Here is a 16,093-nt window from a genome sequence, read left to right as displayed (position 1 = left end):
GCCCCCGCACTTGGCGGGGACCCGTGGTGGCTGGCCCGGGCAAACCCGGGCCGGTGGCAACTAGTTGCCGGTCAGCTTCTCGCGCAGGGCAGCGAGGGCCTCGTCCGAAGCAAGCGTGCCTGCACCGGTCTCGGTCGCAGCCGGCTCGGAGGAGTAGCTGGTGGTGCCGGAGTCGCTCTCACCGGACGTTGCAGCAGCAGCGTCGTCGGCAGCGTGCTGGGCAACCTGCTTCTTGTGGGCTTCCCAGCGGGTCTGGGCGTCAGCGTACTGCTGCTCCCAGGCAGCGCGCTGCGTCTCGTAGCCTTCAAGCCACTCGTTGGACTCCGGGTCGAAGCCCTCCGGGTACTTGTAGTTGCCCTCTTCGTCGTACTCAGCGGCCATGCCGTAGAGAGCCGGATCGAATTCGGTGCTGTCGGCGTCGACGCCCTCGTTGGCCTGCTTGAGGGACAGCGAGATGCGGCGGCGTTCGAGGTCGATGTCGATGACCTTGACGAACAGCTCGTCGCCAACGGAGACAACCTGCTCGGCCAGCTCAACGTGGCGCACGGCGAGCTCGGAGATGTGGACCAGGCCTTCGATGCCGTCTTCGACGCGAACGAACGCACCGAACGGAACCAGCTTGGTGACCTTACCCGGAACAACCTGGCCGAGGGCGTGGGTGCGGGCGAAGGTCTGCCACGGATCTTCCTGCGTAGCCTTGAGCGACAGGGAAACGCGCTCGCGGTCCAGGTCGACCTCGAGAACCTCGACGGTGACTTCCTGGCCAACTTCGACAACCTCGGACGGGTGGTCGATGTGCTTCCAGGACAGCTCGGAAACGTGAACGAGGCCGTCTACGCCGCCCAGGTCCACGAAGGCACCGAAGTTGACGATGGAGGAAACGACGCCGGGACGGACCTGGCCCTTTTCCAGCTTGTTGAGGAACGTGGAGCGGACCTCGGACTGGGTCTGCTCGAGCCAGGCACGGCGGGACAGAACAACGTTGTTGCGGTTCTTGTCCAGCTCGATGATCTTGGCTTCGATCTGCTGACCGATGTACGGAGCCAGGTCGCGCACACGGCGCATCTCGACGAGGGATGCGGGCAGGAAGCCGCGCAGGCCGATGTCGAGGATAAGACCACCCTTGACAACTTCGATGACGGTACCGGTAACGACGCCGTCTTCTTCCTTGACCTTCTCGATGTCGCCCCAGGCACGCTCGTACTGAGCACGCTTCTTGGAGAGGATCAGACGGCCTTCTTTGTCTTCCTTGGTGAGCACCAGGGCTTCGACCTGATCGCCAACGGAGACGACGTCTCCGGGGTCAACGTCGTGCTTGATGGAAAGCTCGCGGGAGGGAATGACACCTTCGGTCTTGTAACCGATGTCGAGCAGAACTTCGTCGCGGTCGACCTTGACGACGGTACCTTCGACGAGGTCTCCGTCGTTGAAGTACTTGATGGTCGCGTCGACAGCTGCGAGGAAGTCCTCAGCGGTACCGATGTCGTTAATCGCGACGACGGGGGTACCGGGCTTCTCGGTGGAGGTGATGGTCATGTAGTAGGGGCTCCGTTGTGGATAGTTAGTCGGTCAGGCAAACCGTCCCGACCGCGTCGGCGACACGGGCGAAGAGCGCGGCGAATCAAAGGCGATCAGCCGGGTCATCCTGATTTTGTGGATTTAGTTGCGCACACGTAGTACACGCCCGTTTAGTCTAGTCGTTTCCGCCAACGCGGGTCAAAGCGCGACGGGGCCCGCCGGCCCCGTCGCGCTGCCGTCGTCCTACGCGTCGTCCTAGAAGTGCGTCAGGCAGTGCGGCGCGCGCTCGACGGCGAACATCAGCCGCGCAACCAGGGCCGCCCCGGCCGAATGTTCGGCCACCCTGCCTGCGGCAGCCAGGGTCACGGGGCAGACGGCGCCGAGGTAGATCGAGCCGAGATCGGCCACATCCAGGGACAGGTCCGGCGTCGCTTCCGGCGAGGGCGTAACGGTGGCCTCTCCCCCGGCGACCGCCAAGGTGAACGTTCCGGCGGCGAATCCGAGGCTATCGGCCACACGGAGCACCAGCGAACCGTCGGTCGGGTAGCGCCGCGCGGCCAGGGCTTTCTGCACATCCAGGACCCGCAGCCAGAGCATGTCCCGGGCGTCCGAGGCGTCCACGCAGCGCGGATCCTGCAGCGCCCACGGAAGCGGGTCGTCCACGGGAGCCTCGTCCCACGTCACACGCTCCACCAGGTCGATGGCGCCGAGGTACTGCCACAGTTCCAGGTACGCGGCGCGGGTGGCCGCCACCAGGTCCACGACCTCCATTGTGTACGGAGTGCTCGACCAGCCGCCGAACCGGTAGGAGACGTAGCCGTCCACATCGCCCTCGGGCCCGTAGTGCAGCGCGACCTTGACCTTCGGGTCCTCGTTGTCCTCGCGGCTGATGGAGCCGGAGACGAACTGCCGGTAGAACTCGTGCCGGCCGATGGAGCCCGGCGTCAGGCGGTGCGTGCGGTCGAAGATGACCGGGGCCAGCTCAAGGAGCACCTTGGGGTCCGCCACCTCGACGCTGCCCACCGGGGTGTGGTTGACGACGAAGCGGGAGCTCGTGTCGACCTTGATCGACTGTTCGGACGTCGCGACGCCGAAGCCGAACCGGCCGTAGATGGACGCTTCCGAGGCGGTCAGCGCCGCCATGGCCAGGCCTTCCTGCTGTGCCTGTCCCAGCTCGTCGGCCATCATGCGGCGCAGCAGCCCGCGGCGGCGGTGCGACGTCCTGACGGTCACGGCGGTCACGAGCCGGGTGTCTAGGAGCCGCCCGAAGCCGATGTTCAGCGTTTTGGTCATGGTGCCGAAGGTCGCCACGGGAACGCCAGGCTCGAGTGCATGGGTGGCGACGGGACCGGTCTGGTAGACGCCGGTCAGGATCCGCCCGTCCGCACGCTGCATCTCCAGTCCCCGGTCGACCCGCTCATCGCTGCGCCGGGCGTCGTGGAAACCAAACGCGACGGCGCGCATCCAGGCGACGGACTCCGGGTATGCCGGGTGCTCCTTCGCCGCAGGTTCGAAGCGCCGGATTTCGTACTGCTCTGCCACGTGATTCTCCCCTTGAATAACTGCAACGTTGAAAACCTGAAAACCTAGTGGCGCCGCAGCGTCAGTCCCACACCACCCCGGCTGTGCCGCCGGCCGCGCAGGCCCGGCACTAGCCCCCGGTTTTAGTGCCCGGTTTTAGTGCCCGGCTTCGTACCAGCTGGCGCCGATGCCGATCTGGACGTCGAGCGGAACGCTAAGATCCGCAGCCGACCCCATCTGCTCGGTGACGAGCTTCTCTACCGCCTCGCGTTCGCCCTCGGCCACCTCGAGGACCAGTTCATCATGGACCTGCAGGAGCATCCGTGATTTCAGCCCCTGCTCGGCCAGCGCGCCGGAAACACCCAGCATGGCCCGCTTGATGATGTCCGCGGCAGAGCCCTGGATCGGCGAGTTCAGCGCCACCCGCTCCGCGTTCTCACGCAGCTGCCGGTCGGTGCTGGTCAGGTCCGGGAGGTACCGGCGGCGGCCTTCGATGGTGGCCGTGTATCCGTCGATCCTGGCTTGGTCCACCACCCCGCGCAGGTAGTCGCGGACGGCGCCGAAGCGGTCGAAGTAGTCCTTCATGAGGGTCCGGGCCTCGTCGACGGAGATCTCCAGCTGCTTCGACAGGCCGAAGGACGTCAGTCCGTAGGCGAGGCCGTAGGACATGGCCTTGACCTTCGAGCGCATGGCGCTGGTGACCTGGTCGGTGGGCACGTGGAAGATGTTGGAGCCGACGAACCGGTGCAGGTCTTCGCCGTCCTTGTACGCCTGGATCAGACCGGCGTCGCCGGAGAGGTGGGCCATGATCCGCATCTCGATCTGCGAGTAGTCGGCGGAGAGCAGGCACTCGTAGCCGTCGCTGACCACAAAGATGCCACGGACCCGGCGGCCCTCCTCGCTGCGGATCGGGATGTTCTGCAGGTTGGGATTGTTCGAGGAAATCCGGCCGGTGGCGGCGACGTTCTGGGCGTAAGTGGTGTGGATGCGCCCGTCCTCCGTCACGGATTTCTTCAGCGACTCCAGCATCTGGCGAAGCTTCGAGGATTCCCGGTGCGCCATCAGCTGGACCAGGAATTCGTGGCCGGTTTTTTCCAGCAGGTTTTTCAACGATGCCGCGTCCGTGGTGTACCCGGACTTGATCTTCTTGGTCTTGGGCAGGCCCAGCTCCTCGAACAGGACAGTCTGGAGCTGCTTGGGCGAACCGAGGTTCACCTCGTGGCCGATCGCCGCGAACGCCAGTTCCTGGGCATTGTCGATCACCTTGGCGAGGTCGGAGAGCTGCTCGTCCATCCGGGGCATGTCGATGGCGATGCCTGCCAGTTCCATGTCCGCGAGGACCCGGCTGACGGGAAGTTCAAGGGTGGTCAGCAGGTCCTGGGCTTTGCGCTCCCGGAGTTCGGCCTCGAAGTAGCGGCTCAGGGCCCCGACGACGGCGGCGACATGGACCAGCGCTCCGGCGGCTGCCGCGTCGTCGCCGTCGAACGCCAGCTCCAGCTGGCCCTCCTTGGCGGCGTCGGCCGACACCGAGACGTTGAGGTGGTGCAGGGCCAGTTCGGCGAGCTCGTAGCTGCGGCGGTCCGGCTGGATGAGGTAGCCCGAGATGGAGGTGTCATCCACCACCCCGTCGAGGGCGAGTCCGCGGGCGGTCAGGGCCTTCAGCGCGGCCTTGAACCCGTGCACCACCTTCGGTGCCTGCGCGTCCCGCAGCCAGTCTGCCAGGACGTTCTCGGCGTCGGCGTCCTGGCGGGAGAGCTCGATGTACGCCGCGGCGTCGTCGCGGACGATCGCCAGCGCGCTGGCGTCCTCGCCGATCCGGCCAGGGACCAGCTCAACGGCGACGGCTGAACGCTTGCCCGCCCCGGCGGCCAGGAAGGCGCTGAGCTGGGCGGCGTCCGCCGGGGTGATGAACTCCGGCATGTCGAGGGTTTCGCGCTCGGCCTCCGTCACTTCACTGCCGTAGAGGGCGAAGAGCCGGGTCCGGATGGTTTTGAATTCGAGGGCATCGAACAGTTCCTCCAGGGCGGCCTGGTCCGGGCGCGGGTCCGCCAGGTCCTCGAGCGTGACGGGCAGTTCGAGGTCCGTTCGAAGCCGGTTGAGCCGCCGGTTGCGTTTGACGTCCTCCACGTTCTCGCGCAGCGCGTCACCGACCTTCCCGCCGATCGTGTCCAGGTTCTCCAGGACGCCTTCCAAGCCGCCGTAGAGGTTGATCCATTTGGCGGCCGTTTTGGGTCCGACGCCGGGAACGCCCGGCAGGTTGTCCGCGCTCTCGCCCACCAGGGCGGCGAGGTCCGAGTACTGGGCGGGGGTGACGAAGTACTTGTCCTGAATGGCGCCCGCGTCCATCCGGGGGATGTCGCTGACGCCCTTCTTGGGGTAGAGCACGAACACGTTGTCGGTGATGAGCTGGAACGCGTCGCGGTCACCGGAGACCAGCAGGACCTCGTAGCCGGCTTTCTCGCCCATGGCGGCCAGCGTGGCCAAAATGTCATCCGCTTCCCAGCCGGGCATCTTGATGGTCTTGATGCCCCAGGCACCCATAACCTTGTCTATGAGGTCGATCTGGCCGCTCATTTCCCGCGGCGTCTCGTTGCGTCCACCCTTGTAGCCGTCGTACTCGGCCTTGCGGTGCGTCGTGTCATCGGAGACATCGAACGCCACCGCCACGTGGGTGGGCTTTTGTTCCTTGATCAGATTGATCAGCATGGACGTGAAGCCATGCACGGCGTTGGTGTGCTGCCCTGCCGCGGTGGAGAACTTGTCAGCGGGCAGCGCGAAGAACGCCCGGAACGCCATCGAGTGGCCGTCCAGCACCAGCAGCCGGGGTTGGTCTGTGAGGGGGATGACCGGCGCCTCGGTCGCGGAAACCTCCGCCGACCGGCCGCGCGGCTTCTTCACCGCGTCGGCCACGAGCACGGAGCCCCCGGCAGTGTCCGTCAGGGTTTCCGGGGCGGTGCCTGCGGCGGCGTCCGTTGCGGTGCCCGCGGCAGAAAGGGATGGGGCCGGTTTGGTAGTTTCGCTCACAGGTGCCAGCCTAGTTGCCATGATCGACAATTTCACGCCCGCCCCGTTCGCCGCCGAACTCGAGGCGGCCGGTGTTCCCGCGGAACTGCACGGCTGGCTGGGCCGGATGGGTGTGGGCGCCCTGGTGGTAAAGATGGGGATCCACTTCCTGGAACTGGGCCCGGAGCGGACCGTCGCCACCATGCCGGTGGAGGGCAACACCCAGGTGGCGGGGATCCTGCACGGCGGCGCGCATGTGGTGCTGGCCGAAACCCTGGGATCCTTCTCGGCGGCGATGCACGCGGGGCCGGGGCGGCAGGCACTGGGGATCGAGGTCGGCGCGACCCATCACCGGTCCATCGCGTCCGGGACAGTCACGGGAACGTGCACGGCCATCCACCTCGGCCGGACCCTGACGACGCACGAAATCGTGATGACCGATGAGCAGGGCCGCCGGCTCTCCACTGCACGGATCACGAACCTGCTCCGCGACGTCGACGCCTAGGAACTCCTCCCCTCAGGTACCGGCCGGGAGGCGGTAGCGGAGCTCGACGATGCCGCGGCCCATGGCCCGCGAGGCAGTCAACTCAAGCGGCGCCGTCGGCCGGGCCAGCGGGAGCAGCGGTTTCCCGGCGCCCAGGATCACGGGAATAACGGAGATGATCAGTTCCTGGAGGAGCCCGGCGGCGGCGAACTGGGCGGCCAGGACTCCCCCGCCGACCACCCAGACGTTCTGTCCGGCCGCGGCGTCCGTCAGGTCCTCGGCGAACTCGCCCACCGGTCCGCGGACGAAGGTGATGTTGGCGCCTTTCGGGGCGGCCAGTTCGTGGTGGGTGAAGACCCAGCAGGGTACGCCCGGGTAGGGCCAGTGGTCCGGTTCGTGCTCCTGGAGCCAGCTGTAGGTCCCGCCGCCCATAACGATGCACCCGACGTCGGCCATAAAGGCGTCGTAACTGTCCTGGCCGCCGTCGAATCCGTCGAACTGCAGGAGCCAGTCGAGGTTGTCATCCGTGGTGGCGATGAAGCCGTCCACGGATGTGGCGACGAAGTACTGGAACAGCGGCATGGGCCCAGCGTAGCCAGTCCCGGCCGCTAAGCCCAGTGGGCCGTCAGGCTACTTGCTGAAGTACGGAATGATCAGGTACAGCCCGAAAAGCACGGCCACGCCGCACAGGCCGAAGCAGATGTAGGACAGCGGCCTGATCCAGGCGGGCTGGGTGTTCCGCACGTCCCCGGCGATCGCGGTGAGCCGCACGCCGAGGGCGTACAGGACGACGACGGTCACGGCGGCGACGAGGGTTGCCCCGGCGACCATCACGAGTTCAAGCCATTTCATTTACGGCCACCCTTGGAGTTGTTGGTACGGCTGACCGCAGCCGCCTTCTTCTTCGCGAACCGGATGGCCTGGCCGGCCTCTTCGACCTCGACGGCGTTGTGGTGGCCGACGTGGGACTTCCGGGAGGCGACGAACATGTAGACGACGGCGCCCGTGCCGGCGATGGCGGCAATCACGAATCCGACCGGTCCGGTGTGCACCAGCAGCGCGGTGAGGGCACCGACGATCCCGGCGGCGGGGAGGGTAAAGAGCCAGCCGACAACGATTTTGCCGGCGGTTCCCCAGCGAACGGTGGTGCCGCGGCGGCCCATACCCGAGCCGATGACCGAGCCGGACGCGACGTGGGTGGTGGAGAGCGCGAAGCCGAGGTGGGAGGAGGCGAGGATCGCGGCGGCGGTGCTGGTTTCCGCGGCGAAGCCCTGGGCGGGCTTGACGTCGGTGAGGCCGGAGCCCATGGTGCGGATGATCCGCCAACCGCCGGAGTAGGTGCCGATCGCGATGGCGAGGGCACAGGCCGCGATGACCCAGAACTGCGGGCCGGAGCCCGGGGCCTGGCTGCCGGCCGAGATCAGGACCAGGGTGATGATGCCCATGGTCTTCTGCGCGTCATTGGTGCCGTGGGCCAGGGCGACCAGGCTGGAGGTGAAGATCTGCCCGGTGCGGAACCCGCCGCGCTTCTGGGTGAGCTTGCTGCCGGTCTCCGGGTCGTGCCGGGAGGTCAGTGCGTAGGCGAGCCTGGTGCACACATACGCCACGAGGGCTGCGATGACCGGGGCGAAGACGGCCGGCAGAAGGACCTTCTGCAGCACCGAGGTGAAGTTGACGGAATTCAGGCCGATGCCGGCGATCGCCGCACCGATCAGGCCGCCAAAGAGTGCGTGCGAGGAACTGGAGGGCAGGCCCTTGAGCCAGGTGATCATGTTCCACAGGATCGCGCCCATCAGCCCGGCGAAGATGATGTCCGGGGTGATCTGGACGCCGTCGGACCCTTCCCGGATGATGCCGCCGGAGACCGTCTTGGCCACTTCGGTGGAGAGAAACGCGCCGACGAGGTTCAGCACCGCGGCGAGGGCGACGGCCGTCCGGGGCTTGATGGCACCGGTGGCGATGGGCGTGGCCATCGCGTTGGCGGTGTCGTGAAATCCATTGGTGAAGTCAAAGAACAGAGCCAGCGCTATAACCAGCGCCACCATTATGGTGATTTCCACCTGTTGCCCAATCTGCAGAGTCGACGGTCAGCAGTTTCATTCCCCGTGGCGGCCTTGTTTTCTCATGTTCATCCGCTGGTTGGCGGCATGACGTGTGCGGTTCACCAAAGCTCTCCTGAAACCCTATAGATCGTACGTGCCAATCAGTGCAGGGCAAAACGCCTAGCCGTGCGCCGGCCGCGGTGCCGGTCCGGTATCGAGCATGCCGGCGATTTTCTCCTCCAGCGCCGCCAGCGTCGCTTCGGGCAGGACGATCAGGCCGTCGAGTTCCCGGCGCGCCCGTTTGTATGCCGTCTGCCGCTCGGCCGGTGTGGCTGCGGCGTCGGATGCGATCCTCAGCAGCTTCCGGGCGGTGGCGAGCCGTTCGCGTTCCGGGCCGGTGAAATTGCTGTCCTTGATCCGCCGGGCCTCGCGTTCGGCAACGTCAAAGGCCAGTTCGAAGCCGCGGACGGCGGCCCGGTACTCCGAGAGCCGGGCGGCCGTGCTGATCTGCCCCGGGCTGGCGGGCCGCAACCCGTCGGCTTCGCGTTTGGCCCGCAGGAACGCCACGGTCAGCGGTTCCCGGACATCGGTCATCACGGGGAAGTCAATGAGCTTGCCGATGTTCAGTTCGTAGTCCAGCCAGCGCCGGTTGACGTCGTCATGGGCATCGACCAGGGCCTGCACCTCGCCGACGCCGGCCTTCTCCACCTCGGCCTGGTGGTTCTTGAGCCGGTAGAGCTCCACCTTGCGGCGGTGCCGGCGTTCGGCCGCTTTGCTCCAGGACCGAGCCCAGCTGCCCAGCAGCGCGCTCATGGGGAACACGAGCCACCAGTTATGGCCGATGAAGTTGATAAATGGATCCACGGAATCATCCTCCCACCGGGCCCGGGCAGCGGAAAGCCCCCTGCGGGAGGGGGCTCTCCGCCCAGCGGCGCCGGGGCGCCTAGTCCGTGTGCTTGACCTTGTGGACGCGCGTGACCACGGTGGGGCACGGCACGTTGAGCAGGACTGCGTGGGCCGTGGACCCGAGGACCAGGCGCGAGAAGCCGCCCCGCCCGCGGCTGCCCACCACCAGGAGCCGGGCTTCCCGGGCGAGATCCACCAGCGCTTTGGCCGGTTCGGTGTCCGTTTCCAGCCGCTGGTGGATGACGAGATCGGGGTATTTGTCGCCGAGTCCGGCCACCGATTCGGCCAGGACAATCTGGTCCTCCTCGACGATCGACTCGGCGAGTCCGCTCTCGGGCAGCTGGCGTTCCACCCAGCGGGCCGGGCTCCGGAAGGCCATGACCACGGTCAGCTCGTCACCGCCGCGGTCGGCTTCGGCGGCGGCGAAGGCCACGGCCTGGAGCGACTCTTCGGACCCGTCCACCCCAACCACGACGCCGCGTGCCCCCGCTGCGGGCTCGCGCGGTACAACCGCGACGGGACCATCGGATGCGGTGACGATCTGCAGGGCGCGGTCCGTCAGGGGGCCGCCGTCCATCCAGTGTTTGTCGTGGCCGCCGACCACCACCATGGTGGCTTCCTGGGACGCCTCCCGCAGCGCCGAGCCGGGGCTTCCGTGCCGCAGTTGGACGTCGACGTCGACGTCGGGCGCCTTGCTCTTCGCGGCCGTCTTCGCTTTTTCCAGGAGTTCCAGGCCCGATTCACGAATGAGCTCGTGGTACTGGAAATCCGGTGACATCCACCGGTCGTCCACGGCGTGGACGCAGACCACCGGCAGCTTTTGCCGGGCAGCGCGGTCCAGCGCCCAGGCCAGCGCGGCTTCGCTGCCCGCTGAACCGTTGATGCCGACGACGATTGGTTTACTCATGCTTAATCCTGCTCGTTTCCTGTGCGTGAACGTGTACGTGACCTCCACGGTGGTCCCTGCAGCGCACCATTCTGTGACCACTGCTGGAACCGCGGAAGGGACTGATCCCGGCGGCGGCCGTCAGGCGGCACCGGCGCCGGGGTCCCTGCCGACAATTCAGTGTGCCCCGCCCCCGGGAGCCAAGTTAGGGCCTTAAGCCCCGCCACGCGGCGGCCCGGAGGGCCTAGAAACCTGTCGGCTCCGTCTCGAATTCCGGCTCCCGCGGAGGTCCCTCGTGGTGCACGGGGCGCAGCGCGGCGGAGCCCTCCAGCCAGATGAGGGCGTCGTACCGCTCCCCCATCCGGGTGGGGACATAGTTCCCCTGTTCCCGGTCCGGCCGGTAGACCACGCCGATAGCCCGGTGACCCAGCCAGCGCGAGAGCCACGGACCGCTCCGGTCCGCGCCGAAGTCCAATACCGCCGGGACGCCGAGGGCCTCGTGCAGTAAGTCTTCGTGGCTGCCGGGACGGGCGGCAGGGACGGCCATGATCCGTTCCGTGGTTCCCCAGGAGTCGGCCGCGATCACGGTGCCCCGGTGGGCGGCGAAACCCACCAGGAGCACACCGTCCACGGCATGGCGTTCGCGCAGGAGTTGGCCCACGTTGACCAGGCCGTCCTGCGCCATGTCGGTGGCACGGGCGTCCCCCACATGGGTGTTGTGCTCCCAGATGAGGCCTTTGGAGTCCGGACCCAGGTGCCGGCTCAGGCGGTCGATGGTGTCTGCCATGTGGTGGTCCCGGACGTTCCAGGACTGCCGGTCCCCGCGGACCATGATCCGGTAGTAGTGCTCGGCGTTGGCCGCCACTTCCGCGTTCTGGACGGCGTCGAAGGTTCCTTCGTCCTGCTCCCCCGGGCTGAACGCGCGGTTCCTGACCTCGCTGAGCAGGGCGACGACGTCGGCCTCGCAGGAATTCGGGACCAGCCGTGTACTCCACGCGTACTCGTGCGGATCCTCATGGTGCGGCAGGAAACACTGCCAGGCCCGCATGGCTGCCGGTACCGCGTCGGGCAGGTTTCCCTGGAGCCACGCGATGATCTCGCGCAGGGAGTCCCAGAGCGAGTAGACGTCAAGGCCGTAGAACCCCACCCGGGCCTGAGGCGGCCTGCGGGCGTTCCAGCTGCGCAGCCAATCCAGGAAGCCGGCCACTTCCTCGTTCGCCCACATCCAGGTGGGCCAGCGCTGGAATCCGGAGAGGAGCGCGTGCACGCCCTGGTCCTGTCCGCTGTGGCCGCGGACCCATTGGTTGATCCGCCAGCAGTCGGGCCAGTCGCCTTCAACGCCTATCCACGTGTACTGCTGTTCCTCGATCAGCCGGCGGCTGAGCGTGGCGCGCCAGGAATAGAACTCGTGGGTACCGTGCGAGGCTTCCCCGACGGCGGTAAAACGGCAGTCCGCCGCCCGCCGGACCAGTCCGTCAAGGTCCCGGTCACTGCGGAGCCGCCGCGCGAGTGCATGGATCTCGCCCAGTACAGCTGACCTGGTGGCGCTGTCCATGGTCACCGCGGGTTCCCGATCTCGATCCGCTCCAGGTGTTCGGGCACCCGGCTCCGCCAGCCCAGTTCGTGCTTGATCCGGGCCCGCAGGGCGTCCGAGGAATCGGGCTCGCCGTGGGTGATATAGGTCATCCGTGGCGCCTGCGGGGCGGCCTTCATCCACTCGATGAGTCCATCGGCGTCGGCGTGGGCCGAGAGGTTTTCCATCTGGATGACTTCGGCGCGGACAGTAATGTCCTCGCCGTAGACCCGGATGTCGCGTTGGCCGGCGGCCAGGGCGGCGCCCCGGGTGCCGCCCGCCTGGTAGCCGCTCAGGATGATGGCGTTCTTCGGGTCGGGGCCGTAGGCGGCCAGGTGGTGCAGGATCCTGCCGCCGGTGAGCATGCCGCTGGCGGAAATAATGATCATCGGGCCGCCGCGCAGGTTCAGCAGCTTCGACTCGTCCATGCTGCGGGTGAGTTTGGCGAGGTTGTACATGTTCGCGTATTCGTCCCGCGCCAGCCGGTGTTCCTCCGGGTGCCGCTGGTACATGGCGGACGCGTCTATGGCCATGGGGCTGTTGAGGTACACGGGGATGTCCGGAATGGCATGCTTACGGCGGAGCCTGGAGAGGTACAGCATCAGCGTCTCGGCCCGTCCGACGGCGAACGCGGCGAACATCACCACGCCGCCGCGTTTGGCGACGCGCGTGATAATCTCCCCCAGCTGCTGTTCGGGATCCTGGCTGGAGTGCGTCCGGTTGCCGTAGGTGGATTCGGTGACGAGGACGTCCACGGCGCCCAGCGGCCGCGGCGGAAACATCAGCGGATCATCGGACCGGCCCAGGTCGCCGGTGAAGTGCACCGACTGCGAGCCGAACCGGACATGGACCTGCGCGGCTCCCAGGATGTGTCCGGCGGGCACGAAGGTCAGTTCCATGCCGCCGCCCAGGTCCACCGGGCTGTCGAACTCCCGGATCTTGAAGCTGTTCAACGACTTGACGGCGTCCGCGGCGGTGTAGAGCGGCAGGGCGGGGCTGTGCCGGGAGGAGCCGCGGTGGGTCGCGTACCGTGCCTCTTCCTCCTGCAGGTAGCCGCTGTCCGGCAGGATCAGTTTGCACAGTTCGGTGGTCCCGTCCGTGGCGTAGACCGGACCCGCGAACCCGTCGCGGACCAGCGCCGGGACGTATCCGGTGTGGTCCAGGTGCGCATGAGTAAGGACGACGGCGTCGATGGAGCCGGGCGGGACGGGAAACGGGGTGCGGTTGCGCTCGCGGCTGCGTTTGTACCCCTGGAACAATCCGCAGTCCACGAGGACCCGGCGGCCGCCGGCTTCGAGGAGATAGCGTGATCCGGTGACGGTGTCCGTGGCACCAAAAAACCGGAGGGTCGGCTGCTCGTGTCTCATGGTGCTTCCGTTCCCGAATCCTTAAGCCCACCATCCGCCCTCCCCGGGCCCTCCCCAAGGGCCGAAAGTCACAGCCGCAGGCCCGGCGGAAGGCCGGCAGACAGCAGGCCCGGTGGAACGAATCCCGCCGGGCCCGCCGTTCAATGCCTATCCCCGCCTAATGGTCGGAACCGTCGTCGCCGCCGGTGTTGTGGCCGGTGTTGTGGCCGGAATCCTCCGTTCCCGCGTCGTGGTGGCCGGAATCGTCCTCCCCGGCCTCCGCTGGCGCGGGTGGCGGCTCCTTGGACAGGTCCACACCGGTGCCCGCCGCGGAGCGCGCCCGGAGCTGCACGGCGGCCGGGCGGACACCGGCGCCGCGCGCCATCCCGGCCCGGACGGACTCCACCAGTGCGTCGCTGAGCAGCGGGCCGGTGTAGCCGATGGTGAGGTCCCGGGCCCCGAACGACTCCTGATAATTGCCGAGCGCGTCCGCGAGGATGCCTTCGGTGGCGATGGCGGCCGCGAGCGCCTTCGGGTTGGCCGTCGCGATCCTGAACGCCAGGTCATGCACCAGGACCGACCCGACGTGGACATGTTCCACTCCCGCGAAGGAGCCCTCCTTGCCAAAGGCACGCTCGGCCAGCCGCTCGCCGTCGTCCTTGGTGCGTCCGGCCGGGAGCGCGGCGATGAGTTCGGGAACCAGGTGGTCCAGGACCGCGGCGTCAAGGACTGTCGGGGAGATGCTGGACAGTGCCATCCCGCCCGCCGAGGCCGTCTGGTAGAGCCGCTGCCGGAGCGCCGCGACGTCGGCGTTGGGGGAGGGATGGATGGCGACGACGATCCGGCGCTGCACCATCAGGCCGTCGTGGGTGCTCGCCGGCCGGCCGTTTCCGACGTCGGTTCCGGCTTCCAGGTCCGCGGAGGGCGCAGCGGCCGCGGTCAGGCTCGGTTCGGCGGTGGCAGCGGCCCCGGCGGGGGCGGTGCTGCCCCCGGACGGTTCCTGGCCTCCCCCTGTGCAGGAGCTCAGTGCCAGGACCAGGAGGGCGGTTGCCGAGGCCTGTGCGAGGCGGCCCATCTCAGGTCCCCGGCGGGAGGCCGGGCCGGTAGACCGGCGGGAACGCGTCCGGGGGTGTGGTGTCCAGCACTGGCGGGTCGGTGCTGATGGGATCGTTGGTCCGGTAGTCACCCACCGAGAACTGCACCATCATGTCGTGGTCCTCGTGCACCAGGTTGTGGCAGTGGACCATGTAGCGCCCTCCCTGGGACGCTCCCGTGTCGAACTGCATGAGGGCGGTGACGGACTCGTTCTCGCCTGCGTAGAAGACGTCCTTGGGGCCGGTTTCCCAGGCGAAGGGCTTGCCGCCGTTGGTGTTCCGGCCAATGACCTTGGCATCGATCAGGTGGATATGCACCGGGTGGAACCAGCCGCCGGAGGCGTTGGTGATGGTCCATTGCTCCACGTCGAAGGGTTTGGGATTGCCGAACAGTTTGGAGAACCCGGATTTCTCGACGTCCGCCCAGGTCACCCCGTTGATGGTCCACTGGCCGTTGGCCCGCAGCACCTTGAGCTCACGCTTGGCCACGGCCATCTCCGGCGTGAGCGTCATGGCGGCGATTCCTCCCCGGGATGCGTTCGGCGAGCCGCCGTCCTCCAGCGTCGTGGGGATCGCCGGAATGGACCCGGCCCCGGACCCGGAGTCCGCGACCACCTTGAACCGCATGATCTTGCCGGTGTTCGCGAAGTCGATGTTGTTTTTATTGCCGAGGTTTAAAAGGTCGACGGTTTGCCCCGGCCTGTAGCGGCGGAAGTCAATGAGGACTTCGTAGCGTTCGGCCGTACCCTGCCGCCAGGACTTGAGCGTCTGGACCTTTGGCACCATACCGGCGTCGGTCGCCACGAGGTAGACAGGATCCCCGGTAGAGAGGGTGGGGCGGTACGAGCGGGAGATCGAGGCGATCAGGACCCGGAAGCGGTAAATCCGCGGCTTGACCTGCATGGTGGGCCAAGGAACGCCGTTGACCATAATGATGTCCCCCCACAGCCCCTTGTGTCCGTTGTCGTTGTAGGCCAGGGAGCCGTCGGCGTTGAACATCGCATCCGAAATCATCAGCGGCACGTCGAATTGGCCCTGCGGCAGCTGGGCCCGTTCGTACTGGTCGCTCAGGGGGTAGAAACCGGCGAGGCCGGAGTAGACATTTTGCGCCGTGATGTGGTGTTTGTGGTCGTGGTACCAGAGCGTCCGCGCCGTCTGGAAGTTGGGGTAGTGGTAGTTCTTGACGTTGCCGGGCTGGGTGAAATCGTTGGCGTAGCCGTCGTACTGGGGCAACGACGCGGAGCCGTGCAGGTGGGTGACGGTGTTGAAACCGTCCGGGGTCAGCAGGCCGGTGGCGGGAAGGCCGTTGCGCATCCTCACCTCGATCCTGGTCCCCTGCAGCGCCCGGATCGTGGGGCCGGGGAAGATCCCGTTATAGCCGGCCACGGTGGTGGACAGCCCGGGAACGAAACTGGCCTGGCCAAGCTTCTGGGTGAGGGCGTAGCGGGCAAAGGGACGGGCCGGGTCGCCGTCGTCGAAGCCTGTGTCGAACGGCAGCAGCTCCGGCGGCCGGCGGAATACGCCGGCATAGGGGACGGGCATGTTCTGCGGGGCCAGCAGGCTGGCAACCGGCGGCAGGGTGGTGGTTGTGGTGGGTGGCGGTGCGTCGTCGCTTCCGCCTTTCATGCCGGCCAGGCCGAGCGCGCTGATCGCGCCCAGCTTCAGTACTTCGCGTCGTGTGGTCATGGCCCCTCCAAGGTGGGGAATTGAGCCTAAAAAC

13 protein-coding genes are annotated in these 16,093 nt (G+C 67.3%); 1 reads left to right on the top strand and 12 read right to left on the bottom strand.

Annotated features, from left to right (window positions below):
* Nucleotides 1-60: 60 nt before the first annotated feature.
* The 3 genes from rpsA to polA all read right to left on the bottom strand — a co-directional run bounded on the left by rpsA (nucleotide 61) and on the right by polA (nucleotide 5,835).
* Nucleotides 61-1,536 carry a 30S ribosomal protein S1 gene (rpsA, locus tag AC1DBE_RS01050; RefSeq protein WP_476903408.1) on the bottom strand — a complete coding sequence of 492 codons (1,476 nt, stop codon included), beginning with the start codon at nucleotides 1,534-1,536 and terminating at the stop codon, nucleotides 61-63.
* A 237-nt stretch (nucleotides 1,537-1,773) separates the two neighbouring features.
* Nucleotides 1,774-3,060 carry a GNAT family N-acetyltransferase gene (locus tag AC1DBE_RS01045; protein ID WP_476969349.1) on the bottom strand — a complete coding sequence of 429 codons (1,287 nt, stop codon included), beginning with the start codon at nucleotides 3,058-3,060 and terminating at the stop codon, nucleotides 1,774-1,776.
* Nucleotides 3,061-3,195: 135 nt separating this feature from the next.
* Entirely contained in the window at nucleotides 3,196-5,835 is a 2,640-nt protein-coding gene (polA, locus tag AC1DBE_RS01040; protein ID WP_476969661.1) for a DNA polymerase I, read from the bottom strand.
* A gap of 247 nt (nucleotides 5,836-6,082) precedes the next feature.
* On the opposite strand from polA, the gene AC1DBE_RS01035 reads away from it, so the two are divergent.
* On the top strand, nucleotides 6,083-6,547 hold the full coding sequence (locus AC1DBE_RS01035; protein WP_476969348.1) for a hotdog fold thioesterase: 465 nt from the start codon (nucleotides 6,083-6,085) through the stop codon (nucleotides 6,545-6,547).
* Nucleotides 6,548-6,559: 12 nt separating this feature from the next.
* Here the strand turns inward: AC1DBE_RS01035 and AC1DBE_RS01030 are convergent, their stop codons facing one another.
* The 9 genes from AC1DBE_RS01030 to AC1DBE_RS00990 all read right to left on the bottom strand — a co-directional run bounded on the left by AC1DBE_RS01030 (nucleotide 6,560) and on the right by AC1DBE_RS00990 (nucleotide 16,059).
* The gene (locus AC1DBE_RS01030; RefSeq protein WP_476969347.1) at nucleotides 6,560-7,108 is read right to left on the bottom strand and encodes a dihydrofolate reductase family protein; all 549 of its coding nucleotides are present in this window, start codon (nucleotides 7,106-7,108) and stop codon (nucleotides 6,560-6,562) included.
* Between the two features lie 48 nt (nucleotides 7,109-7,156).
* Nucleotides 7,157-7,378: a hypothetical protein gene (locus tag AC1DBE_RS01025; RefSeq protein ID WP_476878368.1), complete on the bottom strand. Its 222-nt coding sequence runs from the start codon at nucleotides 7,376-7,378 to the stop codon at nucleotides 7,157-7,159.
* Entirely contained in the window at nucleotides 7,375-8,586 is a 1,212-nt protein-coding gene (locus AC1DBE_RS01020; protein WP_476878367.1) for an inorganic phosphate transporter, read from the bottom strand. The genes AC1DBE_RS01025 and AC1DBE_RS01020 overlap by 4 nt, the downstream gene beginning before the upstream one ends.
* Before the next feature lie 162 nt (nucleotides 8,587-8,748).
* Entirely contained in the window at nucleotides 8,749-9,432 is a 684-nt protein-coding gene (locus tag AC1DBE_RS01015) for a hypothetical protein (protein ID WP_476969346.1), read from the bottom strand.
* A 79-nt stretch (nucleotides 9,433-9,511) separates the two neighbouring features.
* On the bottom strand, nucleotides 9,512-10,381 hold the full coding sequence (locus AC1DBE_RS01010) for a universal stress protein (protein ID WP_476969345.1): 870 nt from the start codon (nucleotides 10,379-10,381) through the stop codon (nucleotides 9,512-9,514).
* A gap of 223 nt (nucleotides 10,382-10,604) precedes the next feature.
* On the bottom strand, nucleotides 10,605-11,915 hold the full coding sequence (locus AC1DBE_RS01005) for an erythromycin esterase family protein (protein ID WP_476969660.1): 1,311 nt from the start codon (nucleotides 11,913-11,915) through the stop codon (nucleotides 10,605-10,607).
* Between the two features lie 2 nt (nucleotides 11,916-11,917).
* Entirely contained in the window at nucleotides 11,918-13,300 is a 1,383-nt protein-coding gene (locus tag AC1DBE_RS01000) for an MBL fold metallo-hydrolase RNA specificity domain-containing protein (protein WP_476969344.1), read from the bottom strand.
* Nucleotides 13,301-13,457: 157 nt separating this feature from the next.
* The gene (locus AC1DBE_RS00995) at nucleotides 13,458-14,354 is read right to left on the bottom strand and encodes a hypothetical protein (protein ID WP_476969343.1); all 897 of its coding nucleotides are present in this window, start codon (nucleotides 14,352-14,354) and stop codon (nucleotides 13,458-13,460) included.
* 1 nt (nucleotide 14,355) lies between these two features.
* Nucleotides 14,356-16,059: a multicopper oxidase family protein gene (locus tag AC1DBE_RS00990; RefSeq protein WP_476969342.1), complete on the bottom strand. Its 1,704-nt coding sequence runs from the start codon at nucleotides 16,057-16,059 to the stop codon at nucleotides 14,356-14,358.
* Nucleotides 16,060-16,093: the final 34 nt, after the last annotated feature.

Source organism: Arthrobacter sp. 10T416, from assembly GCF_056394165.1.
Note: the sequence above shows the minus strand (reverse complement) of the source record. Positions and strands in the feature narration are given on the sequence as shown.

What these genes read in the sequence shown, in the direction of transcription:
- rpsA (WP_476903408.1), bottom strand. Translation starts at nt 1,536, where the DNA reads ATGACCATCACCTCCACCGAGAAGCCCGGTACCCCCGTCGTCGCGATT.
- polA (WP_476969661.1), bottom strand. Translation starts at nt 5,835, where the DNA reads ATGGCGTTCCGGGCGTTCTTCGCGCTGCCCGCTGACAAGTTCTCCACC.
- AC1DBE_RS01035 (WP_476969348.1), top strand. Translation starts at nt 6,083, where the DNA reads ATGATCGACAATTTCACGCCCGCCCCGTTCGCCGCCGAACTCGAGGCG.
- AC1DBE_RS01030 (WP_476969347.1), bottom strand. Translation starts at nt 7,108, where the DNA reads ATGCCGCTGTTCCAGTACTTCGTCGCCACATCCGTGGACGGCTTCATC.
- AC1DBE_RS01025 (WP_476878368.1), bottom strand. Translation starts at nt 7,378, where the DNA reads ATGAAATGGCTTGAACTCGTGATGGTCGCCGGGGCAACCCTCGTCGCC.
- AC1DBE_RS01010 (WP_476969345.1), bottom strand. Translation starts at nt 10,381, where the DNA reads ATGAGTAAACCAATCGTCGTCGGCATCAACGGTTCAGCGGGCAGCGAA.
- AC1DBE_RS01005 (WP_476969660.1), bottom strand. Translation starts at nt 11,915, where the DNA reads ATGGACAGCGCCACCAGGTCAGCTGTACTGGGCGAGATCCATGCACTC.
- AC1DBE_RS01000 (WP_476969344.1), bottom strand. Translation starts at nt 13,300, where the DNA reads ATGAGACACGAGCAGCCGACCCTCCGGTTTTTTGGTGCCACGGACACC.
- AC1DBE_RS00995 (WP_476969343.1), bottom strand. Translation starts at nt 14,354, where the DNA reads ATGGGCCGCCTCGCACAGGCCTCGGCAACCGCCCTCCTGGTCCTGGCA.
- AC1DBE_RS00990 (WP_476969342.1), bottom strand. Translation starts at nt 16,059, where the DNA reads ATGACCACACGACGCGAAGTACTGAAGCTGGGCGCGATCAGCGCGCTC.